The organism is Peribacillus sp. AS_2 (genome assembly GCF_026891895.1).
GTDB lineage: Bacteria > Bacillota > Bacilli > Bacillales > DSM-1321 > Peribacillus > Peribacillus frigoritolerans.
Map to the genome: position 1 here is coordinate 55,542 of NZ_JAPTGA010000004.1, position 18,400 is coordinate 73,941.

Annotated in this window: 18 protein-coding genes; all 18 read right to left on the reverse strand. The window is 42.1% G+C overall.

Annotated elements, in window-relative coordinates; genetic code table 11:
* Positions 1-75: 75 nt before the first annotated feature.
* Complete coding sequence (locus tag OTG27_RS08150) at positions 76-1,746, reverse strand: ribonuclease J (protein ID WP_054396876.1); 1,671 nt, start codon at positions 1,744-1,746, stop codon at positions 76-78.
* Positions 1,747-2,010: 264 nt separating this feature from the next.
* Positions 2,011-2,880, reverse strand: a complete 870-nt coding sequence (gene dapA / locus OTG27_RS08155) for a 4-hydroxy-tetrahydrodipicolinate synthase (protein WP_268936692.1) — start codon at positions 2,878-2,880, stop codon at positions 2,011-2,013.
* Between the two features lie 46 nt (positions 2,881-2,926).
* Positions 2,927-4,153, reverse strand: a complete 1,227-nt coding sequence (gene dapG / locus OTG27_RS08160) for an aspartate kinase (protein ID WP_034313576.1) — start codon at positions 4,151-4,153, stop codon at positions 2,927-2,929.
* A 105-nt stretch (positions 4,154-4,258) separates the two neighbouring features.
* A complete protein-coding gene (gene asd / locus OTG27_RS08165) occupies positions 4,259-5,314 on the reverse strand; it encodes an aspartate-semialdehyde dehydrogenase (RefSeq protein WP_053534389.1) in 1,056 nt (351 codons plus the stop codon).
* Positions 5,315-5,524: 210 nt separating this feature from the next.
* Positions 5,525-6,127: a dipicolinate synthase subunit B gene (locus OTG27_RS08170; protein ID WP_034313581.1), complete on the reverse strand. Its 603-nt coding sequence runs from the start codon at positions 6,125-6,127 to the stop codon at positions 5,525-5,527.
* The gene (dpaA, locus tag OTG27_RS08175) at positions 6,124-7,026 is read right to left on the reverse strand and encodes a dipicolinic acid synthetase subunit A (RefSeq protein ID WP_048684752.1); all 903 of its coding nucleotides are present in this window, start codon (positions 7,024-7,026) and stop codon (positions 6,124-6,126) included. Before dpaA ends, OTG27_RS08170 begins: the two co-directional genes overlap by 4 nt.
* Positions 7,027-7,254: 228 nt before the next feature.
* The gene (locus OTG27_RS08180; protein ID WP_048684753.1) at positions 7,255-7,524 is read right to left on the reverse strand and encodes a YlmC/YmxH family sporulation protein; all 270 of its coding nucleotides are present in this window, start codon (positions 7,522-7,524) and stop codon (positions 7,255-7,257) included.
* Positions 7,525-7,681: 157 nt separating this feature from the next.
* Positions 7,682-8,908, reverse strand: coding sequence for a M16 family metallopeptidase (locus OTG27_RS08185; protein WP_053534388.1), 1,227 nt, complete (start codon positions 8,906-8,908; stop codon positions 7,682-7,684).
* A gap of 46 nt (positions 8,909-8,954) precedes the next feature.
* Positions 8,955-9,914: a polysaccharide deacetylase family protein gene (locus tag OTG27_RS08190; RefSeq protein ID WP_268936693.1), complete on the reverse strand. Its 960-nt coding sequence runs from the start codon at positions 9,912-9,914 to the stop codon at positions 8,955-8,957.
* Positions 9,915-10,071: 157 nt separating this feature from the next.
* Positions 10,072-12,189: a polyribonucleotide nucleotidyltransferase gene (pnp, locus tag OTG27_RS08195; protein ID WP_034313594.1), complete on the reverse strand. Its 2,118-nt coding sequence runs from the start codon at positions 12,187-12,189 to the stop codon at positions 10,072-10,074.
* Positions 12,190-12,508: 319 nt separating this feature from the next.
* Positions 12,509-12,778 carry a 30S ribosomal protein S15 gene (rpsO, locus tag OTG27_RS08200; RefSeq protein WP_034313598.1) on the reverse strand — a complete coding sequence of 90 codons (270 nt, stop codon included), beginning with the start codon at positions 12,776-12,778 and terminating at the stop codon, positions 12,509-12,511.
* Between the two features lie 135 nt (positions 12,779-12,913).
* Positions 12,914-13,864, reverse strand: a complete 951-nt coding sequence (gene ribF, locus OTG27_RS08205; protein WP_057278396.1) for a bifunctional riboflavin kinase/FAD synthetase — start codon at positions 13,862-13,864, stop codon at positions 12,914-12,916.
* Between the two features lie 33 nt (positions 13,865-13,897).
* A complete protein-coding gene (truB, locus tag OTG27_RS08210; protein ID WP_095678838.1) occupies positions 13,898-14,818 on the reverse strand; it encodes a tRNA pseudouridine(55) synthase TruB in 921 nt (306 codons plus the stop codon).
* 153 nt (positions 14,819-14,971) lie between these two features.
* The gene (gene rbfA / locus OTG27_RS08215; protein ID WP_034313607.1) at positions 14,972-15,340 is read right to left on the reverse strand and encodes a 30S ribosome-binding factor RbfA; all 369 of its coding nucleotides are present in this window, start codon (positions 15,338-15,340) and stop codon (positions 14,972-14,974) included.
* A 17-nt stretch (positions 15,341-15,357) separates the two neighbouring features.
* Positions 15,358-15,639 (reverse strand): DUF503 domain-containing protein, encoded by a 282-nt coding sequence (locus OTG27_RS08220; RefSeq protein WP_268936694.1) that lies wholly within the window; start codon positions 15,637-15,639, stop codon positions 15,358-15,360.
* A complete protein-coding gene (gene infB, locus OTG27_RS08225) occupies positions 15,636-17,789 on the reverse strand; it encodes a translation initiation factor IF-2 (RefSeq protein ID WP_053534384.1) in 2,154 nt (717 codons plus the stop codon). The genes OTG27_RS08220 and infB overlap by 4 nt, the downstream gene beginning before the upstream one ends.
* Before the next feature lie 19 nt (positions 17,790-17,808).
* Positions 17,809-18,114, reverse strand: a complete 306-nt coding sequence (locus OTG27_RS08230) for a YlxQ family RNA-binding protein (RefSeq protein ID WP_034313614.1) — start codon at positions 18,112-18,114, stop codon at positions 17,809-17,811.
* 4 nt (positions 18,115-18,118) lie between these two features.
* On the reverse strand, positions 18,119-18,394 hold the full coding sequence (rnpM, locus tag OTG27_RS08235) for an RNase P modulator RnpM (protein WP_034313617.1): 276 nt from the start codon (positions 18,392-18,394) through the stop codon (positions 18,119-18,121).
* Between the last annotated feature and the right edge of the window lie 6 nt (positions 18,395-18,400).

Below are 18,400 nucleotides of genomic sequence, written 5' to 3' on the forward strand. Positions count from 1 at the left end.
GCCTCGGACTTCATTCTTCAAGATATAAGAGTCAGAAAAAAGAACCCCTGACTGTTCAAATCAGGGGTTCCTTACTTAATATTCCATTATGATCGGTAAAATCATTGGGCGGCGTTTCGTTTTTTCATAGAAGAATTGGTTTAACGCATCACGCATTTCCTGCTTCAGCGTGGACCAATCAAAAGGCTGGCGCGACCCATTTTTCTTTACGATTTCACTTACTATTTCAGTTGCTTCCGCAATCATTTTTTCTGATTCGCGAACATATACGAAGCCCCTTGAAATGATTTCAGGGCCTGCTGCAATGCTTTTATCCTGACGGTTCAACGTGACAACTACAATCAAAATGCCATCTTGTGATAACAAGCGCCGATCACGAAGAACGATATTACCCACATCTCCAACGCCGCTGCCATCTATCAAGATATTTCCTGCAGAGACTTTGCCGGAAAGCCCCATTTTATTGCCCTTAAGTTCGATGACATCCCCTTTTTCGGCAATTATGATGTTTTCACGCTTAATTCCCGCAGCAACCCCAACTTTTTGATGGGCATATAAATGGCGATATTCCCCATGTACAGGGATTAAGAATTTAGGATTCATCAAATTGATCATCATTTTTAGCTCTTCCTGGCTGCCATGCCCTGTTACATGCACTTTATATTTATTGGCAGATACCACTTCAGCACCTACCCTGTATAGCAAATCGACGGTTTTGGATAAAATAAGTTCACCGCCCTGCAGGGGTGATGCACTGATCAAAACGGTATCTCCCTTTTTGATCGTTACCTGCTTGTGGGTCTGCTTTGCCATTTTTTGAAGTGCTGCAATGGGTTCGCCCTGATGACCTGTCGATAACACGACGATTTCACGGTCGTCATACTGGCCAATTTCATTAATCGGGATTATTAGCTCTTCTTCGACCTTTAAGTAACCAAGATTCAAGGCTGTTTCATAAACGCGTTGCAGGCTTTTTCCTACAACTGCCACTTTTCTGCGACTTGCCGCGGCTGCATTGAAAACATGTTGAATCCGGTTGATGTTCGAAGCGAAGCACGCAACGATGATCCTTCCGGAGGCAGCATGGAAAGCCTCTGTAATATCTTTGGCCACAACTGCTTCTGAAGTCGTATAACCTGGCCTCTCGGCACCGGTGCTATCCGAAAGCAGGCATAGGACACCTTCTTCACCGATACTGGCCATCTTACCGATTTCCGGTTTATATAGATCCGTTGCTGCCTGGTCGAATTTGAAATCCCCTGTATAAACGATTGCACCTTCACGAGTGTGGATCACGACTCCGACAGAATCGGGAATGCTATGGTTAGTCCGGAAAAAGGACACGGCTGCTTGAGGGAAACTTAAAAGGGAATCCGAATCGATTTCAGTGAAAGTTGCCCTGCCGTTAAAGCCATCTTCCTTTAATTTCGTTTTGATTAAAGCAAGTGTAAGCTTAGTTCCATAAACAGGAGCCGGTAAATATTTCAAGACATAAGCAAGCGCTCCCATATGGTCTTCATGACCATGGGTAATGAATATCCCCTGCACCCGTTCCTTATTATCCATCAAATAAGAAATATCTGGGATGACCGCATCGATTCCAAGCATTTCGTCTTCCGGCAGCATTAATCCTGCATCAAGAAGATAGATGTCCTCGTTCACCTCAACGACGTACATATTTTTACCAAGCTCCCCTTGTCCTCCAAGAGAAATCACTTTTATTCCATTATTTTTATCTTTACCCAATCGAATATCCTCCTTAAAAAATCCCGTTCATAATTTCCCAATGATTTCATTATAACCGATGTTCAAAAAACATGACAACACTTACCATTTTCAGAGGTACTTTTTCATATAATTCAAAAAAACAACCTATTATGTAAGAGATGTTTCAATTGATCATAAAAAATTCCAATACTATCATCCCGAAATCGGAAAGTATATCCCGTTCATATACATCATTATGTAAAAACAAGCCAATCTTCAACGATCAGCTTGTTCCGTGTCTTTTTATTTTTTTAATACCATGGTTAATGCCAGGCGTTCCTGCTCCGTCAATGGCACGATTGGGAGTCTCACCGATCCAACGTCAATTCCATATAACTGAAGAGCTGTTTTGACAGGTGCAGGGCTTGGCGCTGCAAACAAACCTTTTATAAGCGGTAACAGTTCCTGATGCAGCCGGGCTGCCTCTTTCAAGTTCCCACTGATGAAGGCCTCCACTATTTTCTGCAGCTCCTTGCCAGCAATATGTGAAGCAACAGATACTACACCCACTCCACCAATCGCCAACACCGGTAGTGTTAAAGCATCGTCCCCGCTATATAATGCAAAATCTTCATCCGTGCCGGCTATGATTTGGGTCATAGCGTTTAAATCCCCGCTCGCTTCCTTAACGGCTACGATATTAGGAATTTTCGAAAGGCGGATGATCGTTTCCGGTTCAATGTTAACTGAAGCCCTCCCAGGGATATTATATACCATAACAGGGAGCTTCGTACTGGCTGCAATAGCCTTAAAATGCTGGTACAGCCCTTCTTGATTCGTTTTACTATAATATGGGGCAACCAGCATTATCGCATCGGCGCCATTTTGTTCCGCCTTTTTTGTCAACTCGATGGAAGCATACGTATTGTTGCTTCCTGTACCCATGATGATGGGCACGCGTTTTTCAACAACCTTAGAAACATGACGCAATAACGCGATTTTCTCCTCCGAAGATAAAGTTGGAGATTCCCCTGTCGTTCCCGACAGCACAAGCGAATCGGTTCCATTCGTTAATAAGTAATTAACCAATGAAGTCGTCTTTTGAAAATCAATATTTCCCTTGCTATCGAAAGGGGTGACCATCGCGGTTGATACTCTACCAAATATCATCATCTAACACCTCTTTAATTTTTAAAACATTACTTAATAAAAAACCTGATTATTGGACTTCCCCTTCATGCAATTGAAATGCATAGTGCAGGGAATTAACGGCTTCTATTAAATCTTCTTCTTTTACGAGTACCCAAATTGTCGTATGGCTGTCCGCTGACTGGAGAATGGCAATTTCCTTTTCGGAAAGCGCTGTGACAATCTTCGCTGCCACGCCAGGTACTCCATTGATGCCTGCACCGACTACCGATACCTTGGCACAATTCCTTTCAATGACCGGTTCATGACCAAGCTCGGCCAAAATCGAGAGGGCAAGTTCTGTCATCTCTTCCGATACGGTATAAACTACACCACTTGGATATATATTTATAAAGTCAACTGAAATGGAGGCATTTGCCATCGCTTTGAAAACTTCAGCCTGTAGATTATATTGATCTTTTTTCGCACGGACCTTGATTTGAGTGATCTTTGGTACATGGGCAATCCCGGTCACAAGCCTTTCACGTATGTCACTGCCCTGGCTTCCCTTGTTCACGCCTGTAACAAGGGTTCCCAAACCTTCGCTGTATGTTGACCTTATCCGAATCGGGACTTTCGCCTGCATCGCAATTTCAACAGCTCTCGGATGAATGACCTTCGCCCCTTGATATGCCATGTTGCAAACTTCCGTATATGAAACGATTGATAATGGACGAGCTTGATCGGCAATCCGCGGATCTGCTGTCATGATCCCTTCCACATCCGTAAAAATATCGACCCGTTCAGCTTGCAATGCGGCACCTAATGCAGCTGCTGAAGTATCACTTCCACCACGGCCGATGGTCGTGATATCACCATTTTTAGCAGCTCCCTGGAAGCCTGCTACAACGACAACATCCTTCACCTCAAGTTCTTTCATGAGGCGATCGCATTTCATTTCGATTATTTTCGCACTGGAATAGTCGGTATTCGTCATGAATCCTGCTTGAGCTCCAGTATAAGCAACCGCATCAATACCATGTTCCAAGAGCATGTTAGTAAATACTACAGATGATATCGTTTCTCCGACAGACATAAGTAAATCCTGTTCTCGCTTTGAAAGGCTGGCTTTGGCTCCATTTACAAGGGAAAGTAAGGTATCCGTTGCATAAGGATCCCCTTTTCTTCCCATTGCTGAAACCACAACCACCACTTTATATCCTTCTTTAATCGCTTTTTCGATATGCCCCTTGGCAAATGAACGGCTTTCCTCATCACGAACGGATGTCCCACCGTATTTCTGGACGATAATTTTCATAATATGCACCCCAAATATAAGCCAGCTCCCCGATCCGGGAAGCTGACAAAAACTCTCTATCCTATTGGAATTTATTTTTCTGTCGAGTTCATTAAGAATAAATTATTACTTAACGGTAACCAAACCTAATTTCAAAAGGCTTTCAGCAATTTGAACGGAATTCCAAGCTGCACCTTTTAATAGATTATCGGAAACCACCCATAAATGGAAGCCTTTATCTTCATCCAAATCTTTGCGAATTCGACCGACGAATACATCATTCTTGCCGACGGATGAAGCAGGTGTTGGGTAAACTTGTTGTTCCGGTTCGTCTTCCAACACTATTCCAGGTGCCGTTCTCATTAAATCCTTGATTTGAGAAGCCGCTATGCCTTCTTTTTCAACTTCAATGTATACAGATTCCGAATGACCTGTTACAACAGGAAGCCTCACGCAAGTTGCAGCCACTGGCAGGTCTTGCATATGCATGATTTTCTTTGTTTCATTAATCATTTTCATCTCTTCGAATGTGTACCCATTATCTTGGAATTTATCGATTTGGGGAATGACGTTAAATGCGATTTGATAATGCTTTTCGTCCCCTTTTACCGGTAATATTTTCGGATCGATCTCTTTTTCATCAAGCAAGTCGCGAGCCTGTTCCTTTAATTCATTTATCGCTGCTGCACCTGCACCAGAAACAGCCTGGTAGGTAGAAACGACAATTTTTGATAAGCCATATGTCTGGCGGATAGGCTCTAATGCCACAACCATTTGGATAGTTGAACAATTCGGGTTTGCAATGATCCCATTATGCTGCTTCAAGTCTTCTTCATTTACTTCAGGAACGACTAGCGGCACATTTTCATCCATGCGGAAAGCGCTCGTATTATCCACCACTATCGCACCGCGTTTCACTGCTTCTGGAGCCAATTCCTTAGACACGCTTCCTCCAGCACTGAATAAAGCGATATCGATGCCTTCAAAGCTTTCAGGTTTTGCTTCCTGCACTTCGATTTCTTCGCCCTTAAACGTAAGTTTGATGCCTGCGGAACGAGCCGATGATAAAAAGATGATTTTCTTAATCGGTAAGTCCCTTTGTTCGAGTGTTGAAATCATTTGTTGTCCTACTGCTCCAGTTGCTCCCACAACTGCAATACGCAATCCCTGTGTCTCAGTCATTTATACATACTCCTTTTCTATCTCTTAAATTAGTTATTTGTTGGATTCATTACTTCTAGTTCAGAATATCATTTATTTTATCACATTAACATTCCAAAGGGTCGGACTTTAACAAAATATTCTGGTAGTGGAGTGGTTTTTTATAACTTCAACCCACAAATTTATGCATATATGTCAGTCGTTGAAAGCAGATCCGTGGCAAAAACTTGTTCAGGCTAAATCATCCTTGAACCTTTCGACGATGACAGGTTGAATCTGTTCCCTCTCCAGTGCCGATATGATCGTATCCCTTATCATGCTCATCCTTGCAACCATGGAACTTGGTTTGCCTGTGGGATTATCCTGGCCATATGGAACAAAATAAATATCTTTTGCTGCCATCAGCCTCATTAGATTGACACCATTTAACCCAAGTGCATCATTTGTTGATATCGCGACCACGACTGGACGGTGATTCCTCATCGTCGCTTTTGCAGCCATAAGTACAGGCGAATCGGTAAGTGCATTTGCCATTTTACTCATTGAGTTACCCGTTAAAGGAGCGATCACCATACAATCGAGTGGCAATTTAGGTCCTAAAGGCTCCGCTTTGACGATTGTATCAACGACGTGATTCCCCGTCAATTTTTCTATTCTTTCGACCCAGTCTTCGCCCTTTCCAAAACGGGTTTCCGTGTTTTGAACAGTCGATGTTACGATTGGGATGACTTCCGCCCCTTCATTTACAAGTTTTTCTATTTCCGGAAACACTTCATCATATGTGCAATGTGATCCTGTTAATCCGAAACCAATCCGTTTACCTTTGAGACTCATATCATTTTCCCCTTCCTTTTCAAGAACTCGCCTTGAATCAATAGTCCCAGTGCATTCGCTAATATCTGACCAGCTGTTTTCGGGGCGACTATCCCCGGCAGGCTCGGTGCCAACAGCGCCTTAATTCCCCTTTTTTCAGCGTAACGAAAATCCGTCCCCCCCGGTTTTGAAGCAAGGTCGATGATTAATGTATGAACGGGCATATTAGCGATGACTTTTGCGGTAATTATAGGAAAAGGGATCGTATTGATACATATATCAACATTTTTCATTTCTGCAGCAAGATCATTTAAATGAAAAGGGGCTAATGCCATTTCACTGATCCTTGCTATATCTTCGCTTTTTCTTGCGCCCACCTTTACTTTTGCCCCAAGTGCCTGGAATGACCGGGCTACACTCATACCGACCCTTCCCAGTCCTAGAACGGCTACATTTGATCCATGGATAGTAAAATCCGTATGTTGAATGGCCATCATGATCGCACCCTCAACAGTGGGAATCGAATTATAAATAGCGACATCATCACGTTCGAACAATAGAACAAGTTTGCGATCCACCTTCTTGAATATCTCATCAAGGTAATCGTTACTGATTCCTGCATAAAAAGTGCAATGTTCCGGGGTATTTTTTATCATTTCTTCAGTCAAAACAACCTCTTCACTGGAAAAGATCGTTTCTACTTTCCCATCTGAATCCGTACCCCGGACAGGTAAAATAACTGAATCTAATTCCTTGAAGTTTATATCTTCCATTTTTTCCTTAACAGCTCCGGTAAAAGCATGGTCGAGCTGTTCAAAACCTACCAATAATAGCTTTGCATCAAGCTCTGTCAGTTTACGGACAACTTCAAGCTGACGCGCATCTCCACCGATTACAGCGATTTGCATGCCTGTAAGCATTAAAACCGTCACCTTCTTTATATAAAAGATCCTTAACATTCCTTGCCCCATGATACAATTCCTTCAGGAAGCAATTCGGTTTTTGCTACATTCTCTAGTTACCCTGCCATCTTATGTTTTTACTTAAAAAACGGTGATAAGAAAAGAAAAAACGCCATAGCTATTGCCAGCTAAGGCGTTTTCGAGAGTGCATTTCGAAAAGTTCCAAGGAGTATGAAGCGAGCGTCATTATCCGTCCATATGCTCTCCGTCTTTAAGCGAAAGTCCTTCCTGAAAATCAATGATGACCATATCCGCACCGATTTTTTTTATATGTTCCCATGGCACTCTTATTTCACTGCCATTCCTTAAAAGGCCGAACCATTTGACAGATGGAATGATCAACGAGGTAATTTGTCCAGTTTCATCTATTTCCAAATCCGTCTGACCAAGGATTCCTAATCTTTCCGCCCTATTCACATCGACTATTTCCTTACCGCTCAGTTCGCTTAACCTCAATTTTGGTTCCCCCTTTTTCGTCTTCTATTCAATCTATATCCGAAAAAGGTAAACTTAGAAGGCATTTAACCAAATATTGTCCATAACACTGGACACTCCCGCATTCAAAGAAAAAAAGCCTGACCTCCCGTTAATGAAGGTTCAGACTTGTTCGATATTATTTGTCCCAATTTTCCAGCGGGCTCACTAATGACAAGGAATGTTCCGTAAAGATTTGATTTGCCAATTCATTGACGGTATCCTCAGTCACTTCGTCAATCTTGATGATGATATCATCAAGGGAACGGTGCTCACCCAACATAAGCTCATTTTTTCCGTTCCGGCTCATGCGGCTATTCGTGCTTTCAAGGCTGAGCATCAAGCTTCCTTTAAGTTGCTCTTTGCTATTCCGTAATTCCTTTTCCGTAATGCCATCCCTTTTTAAAGTATCCAATGTTTCCTGAATGGTTTCATACAGGCTGTCAAGCTGATTTGTGCCTGTCCCCCCATATACTGTCACCATACCGCTATCTTGATAGCTGGAATGATATGAGTAAACGGAATAGGCAAGGCCGCGCTGCTCCCTGACGTCCTGGAATAGACGGCTGCTCATGCTTCCCCCAAGGATATTATTCAAGGTAATCAGGCTGTATGTTTTATCATTGCCGATTTCCAATCCGTTGTAACCAAGGCATAAGTGGGCTTGTTCCGTATCTTTTTTACGGGTGATCCTATTTTCGTGAAAGGAAGGTTTGACCAATTCAAGACGGTCTTCCCCTCCTTGATACGAGCCAAAGTAGCTTTCGACTTCCTTGATCAATTTTTCATCCACATTCCCAGCAATGGACACGACTACCTTATCGGGTGTATACATGTCATGGACGTATTTTTTTAATGTATCACTATTGAAGGTTTCAAGCGTATTTTCCGTCCCTAGTATTGGATAACCAAGGGGGTGATTTTCATATACAGCCTTGCTTAAGAGGTCATGGACAATATCATCTGGTGTGTCTTCGTACATTTTTATTTCTTCATAGACGACATTTTTTTCTTTTTTCAATTCTTCCCCATCAAATGTTGAGTTGAAGAACATATCAGCCAAGATTTCAAGCGCATAGCTTGCATGGTTATCCATTACTTTAGCATAATAGCATGTATATTCTTTTGAAGTGAATGCATTCACCTGTCCACCGATACTATCGAACGATTCGGCAATTTCACGCGCATTTCTCTTAGTTGTCCCTTTAAAGAACATATGCTCCAGAAAATGTGAAACCCCATTCAATTCTGGCGTTTCATTTCTTGAACCTGTTTTGATCCATACTCCAATTGCCGCTGAACGTACAGTTGGAATATTTTCCAATACAATCCTAACTCCATTTTGACACGTGTATTTCTTAATCAACTAACATTCCTCCCAATCATTCTATGCTGCTATCGTTACCAATACATTATGGATTCGATCGCTCTTCATCTACTGCTTCCGAAACGGTAACAACATCTAAATCTTTCTTTTTTATTTCAATTATTAACGTTTCCAATGATTTTGCTGTAGATTCAGTCGGATGCATCAATATAAATGCTCCAGGGTGTACCTTAGAAAGCACTCTTTGTTGAAGGACTTCAGGGCTTGGCTTTTGCCAGTCGATCGTATCCACACTCCACATGGCGGTCTCCATACCGAAAGAATCCGCGATTTTCACCGTTTCATCCCGGTAGCTTCCACTTGGCGGTGCGAACCATTTCATTTTCAAACCTGTCACAGCTTCAATGACTTCATTCGTTTTTCGAATTTCCTCACGTGTAGCTTGTGCGGATATGTTTTTCATATCTGGATGTGAATAAGAATGATTTCCAATTTCGTGCCCGCCATCCTTAATCATCTTGGCCAATTCTGGATTTTTCTTGGTCCAATTACCTTCAAGGAAAAACGTGGCCTTAACATTATTCTTTTTTAACACGGCCAACATATCTTGTAGGTATTCATTCCCCCAGGCCACATTGATTAAAAATGATACCACTGGCTTTTCGGGATGGGCCCGGTAAATGGGCGCCGGCTCCAGATCCTCCATATGTATCTTTGCAGGGACCTGCTGAAATACCAGCTTATTCTTATCGAACACGCCCTCCTTCTTCATGGCTTTATACGAATCATCAATATTTACCTTCAGGCCGTTATATGCAGGAACGGTTTTCCAAACAGAATCTATTCGTGCATCCTGTGGTGCAATCTCATATTTTTTTGTTGATTCTTTTATTTGTAAAAGAAGCTCGTCTTCTTGCTTCATAGAAGCAACTGAATCATCGGTTAATTGGGTCAAATAAATTTGTGTATATGGATTTTGCACTAATAACCATGATATACCTGCAATGGCACTTATCGCAACTATCTGCTTCCATTTATTATTCATTTTTTACGCCCCCTTCATACCAAAATGTATGAAGAAAACGGACAAGGTAGAACATGACATCCTTTTGACGCCATTCTCCCCATCGATATTCCAATACCTTTAAACAAAAAAAGCATGCAGATTCACAAGGAATCGCATGCCGGATTTCTATTTTTCATTACGATTGAGAAGGGTTGGCTGCCTCTTTTTGCTCTTTCAAGACTGCTTTACGGGAAAGGTTAACCCTTCCTTGCTTATCGATCTCAGTGACTTTGACCAATAATTCATCGCCAAGTGAAACGACATCTTCCACTTTTCCGACTCTTTCTTCAGCCAGTTCAGAAATATGTACCAAACCGTCTTTACCATTGAAGATTTCAACGAAGGCACCGAACTTTTCGATACGTTTAACTTTACCTAAGTATAGTTCGCCCACTACGACTTCACGTACGATATCTTCAATGATTTTCTTCGCTTTTTGAATCATTGGTTCATCAGTAGAAGATATGAATACCGTTCCATCTTGTTCGATGTCGATTTTCACGCCAGTTTCTTCAATGATTTTGTTGATATGTTTTCCGCTCGGTCCAATGACATCACGGATCTTATCCGGATTTATGGACATTGTAACGATTTTTGGAGCATATTTGGATAACTGCTCACGCGGTTGATTGATCGTTGACATCATTGATTCCAAAATGTGCATCCGGCCATGTTTGGCTTGAAGTAAAGCTTCTTCAAGAATCTCTCTTGAAAGTCCTTCAATCTTAATATCCATTTGTAGGGCAGTAACACCTTTTGAAGTCCCTGCGACTTTAAAGTCCATGTCTCCCAGATGATCTTCCATACCTTGAATATCCGTTAAGATTGTATAGTGCTCACCTGATTTGACTAGGCCCATGGCAATACCGGCAACTGGAGCTTTCAATGGAACTCCGGCATCCATCATTGCCAAAGTGCTTGCACAGATACTTGCTTGTGATGTTGATCCGTTCGATTCAAGGACTTCAGATACAAGTCTGATTGTATATGGGAAGTCTTTATCGTTTGGAATGACAGGCTCCAATGCTCTTTCACCAAGTGCACCGTGACCGATTTCACGGCGTCCTGCCCCACGGATAGGACCAGTTTCACCTACACTGAAATGCGGGAAATTATAGTGATGCATAAAACGTTTTGACTCTTCGGTCCCAAGTCCGTCCAGAATCTGCACATCACCAAGTGCACCTAATGTACAGATGGATAATGCTTGGGTTTGTCCGCGTGTGAACAATCCGGAACCATGTGTACGGGGCAGAATGGTGACTTCAGATGATAATGGTCTGATTTCGTCAGGATTACGGCCATCCGGGCGCACTTTTTCTTCCGTGATCAAACGGCGGACTTCGGATTTAACCAATTTATTAAGGATTTCTTTAATTTGCTTTAATTTTTCTTCATCAGTTTCTTCTTCATAATGAACCAATACACGATCTTTTACTGCTTTGATCGCGTCTTCACGAGCATGTTTTTCCTGAACTTGTACAGCTTTGTTCAAGTCTGCTTCACATAGGCCTTTCACTTCTGCTTCCAGTTCAGCATCCACTTGGTATAAAGTGACCTGCATTTTTTCCTTGCCGATTTCAGCAACGATTTTCTCTTGGAATGCAATGATCTTCTTGATTTCATCATGTCCGAACATGATTGCTTCAAGCATTGTTTCCTCTGGTACTTCATTCGCTCCGGCTTCAACCATGTTGATGGCATCTTTAGTGCCGGCAACCGTCAGATTGATGTCACTTTTAGCTAATTGGTCAACAGTAGGGTTAATAATGAATTCATTATTGATTCTCCCCACTACAACTCCAGCAATCGGACCTTCGAACGGAATATCGGAAACTGAAAGTGCAAGGGAAGAACCTAGCATGGCTGCCATTTCCGTAGAGCAATCTTGATCGACACTCATGACCATGCTGATGATCTGAACATCGTTCCTGAAGCCATCGGCGAAAAGCGGACGGATTGGACGATCGATTAAACGGCTTGCAAGAATTGCCCTTTCACTCGGTCGTCCTTCACGTTTGATGAAGCCTCCCGGAATTTTACCGACTGCATAAAGTCTTTCTTCGTAGTTGACTGTCAAAGGGAAGAAGTCAACATTTCTAGGTTCCTTCGAAGCTGTCGCAGTACTTAATACAGCAGTTTCTCCATAACGGACTAAAACTGCCCCGTTCGCTTGTTTGGCTAATTGCCCTATCTCTACCGTTACATTACGGCCGGCCCAGTCAAATGAATACGTATGTTTTTCCTGTCCCATTTATTAAACCCCTCTCTGAATCTTCACTTAGAGGCTTAGTTTACCTAAACCTGTATTGGATTAAATCATTTATATGTGAAAGTAACTAAACTCGAGTTAAAACCAAACTATTCCTATTATGCACGAAAAAAACAAGCATTAACAGTAAAATGAATAAAAATTTCATTCATTTGATTATGTATATCCTGATCATTTATAAATGGAAAAGGACCCGGCTCCTGCCGAGTCCCAAGGACGAAGGCCCAGCCTTAAGTAGAACACGTCCAAATCATTTGATTAACACCAAAAAAGCGGGAAATTTCCCGCCTTCCTGAAAAAATTATCTACGTAGACCTAATTTGTTAATTAGTGTACGGTAACGAGTAACGTCTTTGTTACGTAGGTAAGTTAAAAGATTACGACGTTTACCTACCATTTTTAGAAGACCGCGACGTGAATGGTGGTCTTTTTTGTGTGTGCGTAAGTGATCGTTCAAGTTGTTGATTTCTTCTGTTAATACTGCGATTTGAACTTCTGGAGATCCAGTGTCAGTATCGTGAGTTCTGAATTCTGCGATAAGTTCGTTTTTGCGTACTTGTGTAATTGCCATGTTATTATTCCTCCTAAAATTCTGTAAAATCACCAATTACCGAGCCAGCGTCGGAGTCTCGACTAGCCAAGCAATGGTTATTTTCATACATACAATAGAATACATGTTTTTCGTCAAAATTGCAAGTCTTGTCTTTTATGCTTCAAGCTTTGCAAAATAGGCTATTGCATTTTGCTTATCCGTTTCGATCTGTGCGACCAATGCTTCAAGTCCGGAAAATTTCTGCTCACTACGAAGTCTTGTATGCCATTCAACCGAAACCTGGTTGCCATAAATATCTCCCGAGAACTCCAAGGCATGGACCTCTACAGTGGGATATTTAGGTTTTTCCTCGTGGAACGTAGGTTTGTATCCGACATTGCAAACCCCGTTATACCATTTACCGCTTATTTTGATCCTGACGGCATACACGCCTGCAGCAGGGAAGATATAATCGTCACTTACTTCAATATTAGCGGTGGGGAAACCCAACTTCCTGCCCCGCTTTTCACCGTGAACGACATGACCTTTCGTTAAATAGCGTCGTCCAGCCAAATGATAAAAGTCGGAGAAGTTGCCATTACCGAGAGTTTCCCTGATTCTCGTCGAGCTAACCTTTTCATCTTCAAGTGTCTGTTTTGCAACGACTGTCTGCGAAAATCTGCCCTGTGCGTAAACAGGCAAATCTTCCATCGACCCTTGACCATAGCGACCGTATGAATAATCAAAGCCTGCAACTACATGACGGACATTCAGCCCGGCAATGTATTCGTCAACGAACCGTTCCGGCAGTACCGAAGCAAATTCCTTGCTGAAATGGACAATGAATAAATAATCGATCCCCATCGACTCTATGATATCGACCTTATCTTCAAGTGGAGTGATATAGCGGATATTTTCCGTTTTCCTACCCAGTACTGCAGAAGGATGCGGGTCAAATGTCATGACTGCTGACTTAAGATTCATTTCATCGGCTTTTTGCTTGGCGGTTTGAATGACAATTTGATGGCCTTTATGTATGCCATCAAAAAATCCAAGCGCCATTACAAGCTCGGGAAAATCATCCGTATTAAATTGATGAGGATGCTCTATTGCGATCACTTTCACCTTTCAATCTCCTCTTTCCGGCGGTAAAACGGTCTATATTTCTTGTGCCAATACTTTTACAGGTTTAATTAATCCCTCTTTTGTCGGATGTATTTGATAAATGGCAATGGCCTTATCTGCTGGATCGACCATCACAAATGGCATTCCTTTTTCAACAACAACATCCTTTGTTTGTTCCAATACCGCGCCGTTAAGTACTTTCTTTGCTACTTTATCACTAATCTGAAATTTGGGCAAATGAAATAATCCCCGCTCCAAAGGCAACAGAAATTCATCCGTTTGACCATTTTCCATGAACTCTTCCACTTCAGAAAATGTGAAACAGTCCTCCTGCTTAAAACCTGCTGATTCAATACGCGTCAAGTCTGACATATGAGCAGGAAAACCCAGTTCTTCACCCATCATGACTGCAAGTGTCCGAATATACGTTCCTTTGCTGCAATTTACGCGAAAACGAAAAGATATGGTTTCCCCTTTAAATTCAGAACGATCATCGAGAAGGGTAATATCATAGATGGTGACCTCCCTTGTCGGCCTCTCCACATCTATCCCTGCACGGGCATATTCATATAATTTCTTCCCGTTCACCTTTACCGCTGAAAACATCGGCGGCGTCTGTTCAATTTTTCCAGTCAATGATTCAAGCACTTCCAGAATCCGTTTACGCTGAATCACTTGATCAATCTTTTTCTCTTCGACTTTTTCTCCGCTTGCGTCTTCAGTTGTCGTTGAAAAACCAAGGGTCACTTCTCCTTCATAAGCTTTACCGGCTTCTGTCAGATATTCGGCTATCTTTGTTGCCCTGCCAATACAAATAGGTAAAACCCCTGTTACATCAGGATCTAAAGTACCTGTGTGACCAACCTTTTTTGTCTTTAAAATCTTTCTTAATTTAAAAACACAATCATGGGATGTCAATCCCTTGGGTTTCCATAATGGAAGAATACCGTTCACGCTTTCACCTCATCTTTTATAAAACACCTTAAACGATTATGAACCCCGTCCCGAAAGGTGTTTTTCCTTTTTTTCATATTCGGTTTCAAAAAAAAGAGACCGACTTCAAGAAGTGCAAAGCACTTATTGAGTCGGCCTCCTTTTACTGCTTGCTTATTCCTCGTCTTTTTCAGCTGGTTTATCCTCTGAATTGATTTGGGAAATCAACGACTCGATACGATTACCATAATCGACCGATTCATCAAATTCAAAAAACAGCTCAGGGGTTTTGCGCAGGCGGATTCGCTGCCCAATTTCTGAACGCATGAATCCTTTTGCCTTAGCTAGACCTTGCAGGGTTTTCTCCCTTTGTTCCTGGTCACCCAAAACGGAAATATAAACTGTTGCCTGTTGTAAATCGCCTGTAACCGCGACATCCGTCACTGTAACAAATCCGATTCTTGGATCTTTAATTTTTCGGCCGATAATTTCACTCAGCTCTTTTTTCATTTGTTCGCCAACACGATTTGAACGAAGGCTCATAATATCACCTCGATAGCCTAAAGCCAGTCTATATCTGTTATTGTTCGCTCTAGTTCCGGAAAAGAATCTAGAAATTTAAGGGCATTTTGAAGTTCCCGTTCAGTAGCCTTCCTTGAGGATGTTACGGTTACGATTGAAATCTTTGTCCGCTGCCATAAATCCTGAAAATCGGTCTCTGCTACAGAAATATTGAACTTTTGCTTAAGCCGTGTCATGACACGTTGAAGCACTGCCCTTTTTTCTTTTAAAGAACGGGTGTCATGGATGATGCATTCACATTGGACGGAGCCAACGATCATTTACGTTCGATCTCTTCCATTACATACGCTTCAATTACATCGCCTTCTTTAAGGTCGTTGTAATTTTTAATCGTAATACCGCACTCATAGTTCGTTGCCACTTCTTTAACATCATCTTTAAAACGTTTCAATGCATCAATTTCACCTTCGTAAATGACGACACCTTCACGAATTAAGCGAATTCCGCTATCACGTGTAATTTTTCCTTCTGTAACGTAAGAACCGGCAATCGTACCAACCTTGGATACCTTGAAAGTCGTACGAACCTCAGCCTGACCGATAATTTTTTCTTCGAATTCAGGGTCAAGCATCCCTTTCATAGCCGACTCGATCTCTTCGATCGCTTTATAGATGATGCGGTGTAGACGGACATCAACATTTTCTGATTCAGCTGCACGCTTCGCATTCACGTCAGGACGGACGTTAAATCCGATGACGATCGCATTCGAAGCTGTAGCAAGGATGATGTCAGACTCTGTAATGGCACCAACGCCTATGTGAATGATTTTCACTTTAGCGCCTTCCACTTCTATTTTATTCAGGGAAGCGGCTACTGCTTCCGCAGAACCTTGAACATCAGCTTTTAGAATGATGTTCAATTCTTTTATTTCCCCTTCTTTCATTTGTTCGAACAAAGTATCCAGGGTTACACGGGATTTCTCATTACGTTGTGAAGCAAGTTGTCTCTGTGCACGCACTTCCCCAACTTGACGGGCCGTTTTCTCATCTTCAAAGACGATGAAACGATCGCCGGCTTGCGGCACTTCGTTCAATCCAGTGATTTCAACCGGTGTTGAAGGACCTGCATCCTTAACACGGCGTCCAAGATCGTTGACCATCGCACGAACACGTCCGAATGTATTACCGATAACGATCGGATCCCCAATTTTCAACGTTCCGTTTTGAACAAGCAATGTGGCAACCGATCCGCGCCCTTTATCCAAACGTGCTTCGATAACCGTTCCATTTGCTTTACGAGATGGATTCGCTTTATACTCCTCCACTTCACTGACAAGAAGAATCATTTCAAGCAAGCTATCGATACCCTCACCGTTCTTAGCTGAAATTGGTACGAAAATTGTGTCTCCGCCCCATGCTTCAGAAACTAAACCATGTTCTGTCAATTCTTGCATGACACGGTCCGGATTGGCTGCTTCTTTATCCATCTTATTTACAGCGACGATAATTGGAACTTCTGCCGCTTTAGCATGGTTGATCGCTTCAATCGTTTGAGGCATGACGCCATCATCCGCAGCAACGACAAGAATGGTGATATCGGTAACTTGTGCACCGCGGGCACGCATTGTTGTAAACGCAGCATGACCTGGTGTATCAAGGAATGTTATTTTCTTATCGTTAACTTTAACTTGATAAGCACCGATATGCTGAGTGATTCCACCCGCTTCGCCTTCAGTGACTTTTGTATGGCGTATAGAATCAAGCAATGTCGTTTTACCATGGTCAACGTGACCCATGATCGTCACGACAGCCGGACGTTCAATCAAATCTTCAGAAGCATCCTCAGTGACAAGTGATTCAAGGTCTGTTAGATCGACACGAATCTCTTCTTCGGCCACTACACCGTATTCCGCACAAATCAATTCAATTGCATCTTTATCCAAAGTTTGGTTGATAGTTGCCATAACACCAAGCATAAAGAGCTTTTTAATGATTTCAGAAGGTTCACGGTGAAGTTTTTTTCCAAGTTCCATAACCGTCAAAGACTCATAAAACGTAATTTTCTCTGGAAGTTCTCTTTCTTTACGTTTTGTAACAGGTGCCTGAGGCGCTTGTTGTCTTTGTTTATTATTTTTATTCTTGTTATTGCGACCTTTATTGAACTGGCCGCCAGTTGGTTTTTTCGTCCCTACAGGTTTAACTGGTGGTTTCTTCTTCAGTTTTTCTTTATTGACAGTGCTCTTTTCATCCGCTTCGGCTTCGTACTTCGCAACCGTAGCGTTAGCTTTTGGCTCTTGGCTTTTATCTTCGTTTTTAGGTTTGATTGAATCGTTTAATTTATTTACAGTTGAATCGTCTAATGCTGTCATATGGTTTGTTACCTCTATATTCATTTCTTTAAGTTTATTTATTACATCCTTGCTTGAAACGTTCTTTTGTTTTGCATATTCATATACACGCAATTTTGTCATACGTTCACCCCCGTAAAATTTAATCGAGCAGCGTTCGGAGTTTTTGTGCAAAACCTTCATCCAGAACTGCGACGGCAACTCTAGCATCCTTACCTATCGCATGGCCGAGCAATGACCTGCTTTCGACTCTTTTTAAAGGAACCTGATAAAATGCGCACTTATCAGATATTTTTTTTTCAGTGTTTTTTGAAGCGTCCGCGGATAAAATAACAACTTTGGCATTACCGCTTCTAATCTCTTTAACCACTAATTCTTCACCCGAAATTAGCTTGCGTGCTCGATTGGCCAAACCTAATAGAGACATCCATTGTTGTTGTTGGGTCATGGTGTTAGTTTTTCTCCTTATTCACTAATTCGAGCAATTGTTCATAAAGGGAAGAATCGATTTGGGTACTAAGGTGATTAGCCAGCACATTTTTCTTTTTGGCCAGCTCGATAACATCCCGATCAAGAGTCAAATAAGCTCCCCTTCCAGATTTCTTACCGGTCGGATCCAGGCTGACTTCCCCTTCTTTAGATCGAACGATGCGAATGAGTTCTTTCTTCGGCTTCATTTCGCCTGTCGCCACACATTTACGCATCGGGATTTTTTTTCGGTTATTCATCTTTTT

Coding starts and splice junctions, on each gene's coding strand:
- OTG27_RS08170 (WP_034313581.1), bottom strand. CDS start 6,127: ATGAGTCTCAAAGGTAAACGGATTGGTTTCGGATTAACAGGATCACAT.
- dapG (WP_034313576.1), bottom strand. CDS start 4,153: ATGAAAATTATCGTCCAGAAATACGGTGGGACATCCGTTCGTGATGAG.
- OTG27_RS08190 (WP_268936693.1), bottom strand. CDS start 9,914: ATGAATAATAAATGGAAGCAGATAGTTGCGATAAGTGCCATTGCAGGT.
- pnp (WP_034313594.1), bottom strand. CDS start 12,189: ATGGGACAGGAAAAACATACGTATTCATTTGACTGGGCCGGCCGTAAT.
- dpaA (WP_048684752.1), bottom strand. CDS start 7,026: ATGCTTACAGGCATGCAAATCGCTGTAATCGGTGGAGATGCGCGTCAG.
- rpsO (WP_034313598.1), bottom strand. CDS start 12,778: ATGGCAATTACACAAGTACGCAAAAACGAACTTATCGCAGAATTCAGA.
- asd (WP_053534389.1), bottom strand. CDS start 5,314: ATGACTGAGACACAGGGATTGCGTATTGCAGTTGTGGGAGCAACTGGA.
- OTG27_RS08230 (WP_034313614.1), bottom strand. CDS start 18,114: ATGACCCAACAACAACAATGGATGTCTCTATTAGGTTTGGCCAATCGA.
- dapA (WP_268936692.1), bottom strand. CDS start 2,880: ATGATGATATTTGGTAGAGTATCAACCGCGATGGTCACCCCTTTCGAT.
- rbfA (WP_034313607.1), bottom strand. CDS start 15,340: ATGAGCCTTCGTTCAAATCGTGTTGGCGAACAAATGAAAAAAGAGCTG.
- rnpM (WP_034313617.1), bottom strand. CDS start 18,394: ATGAATAACCGAAAAAAAATCCCGATGCGTAAATGTGTGGCGACAGGC.
- infB (WP_053534384.1), bottom strand. CDS start 17,789: ATGACAAAATTGCGTGTATATGAATATGCAAAACAAAAGAACGTTTCA.
- OTG27_RS08220 (WP_268936694.1), bottom strand. CDS start 15,639: ATGATCGTTGGCTCCGTCCAATGTGAATGCATCATCCATGACACCCGT.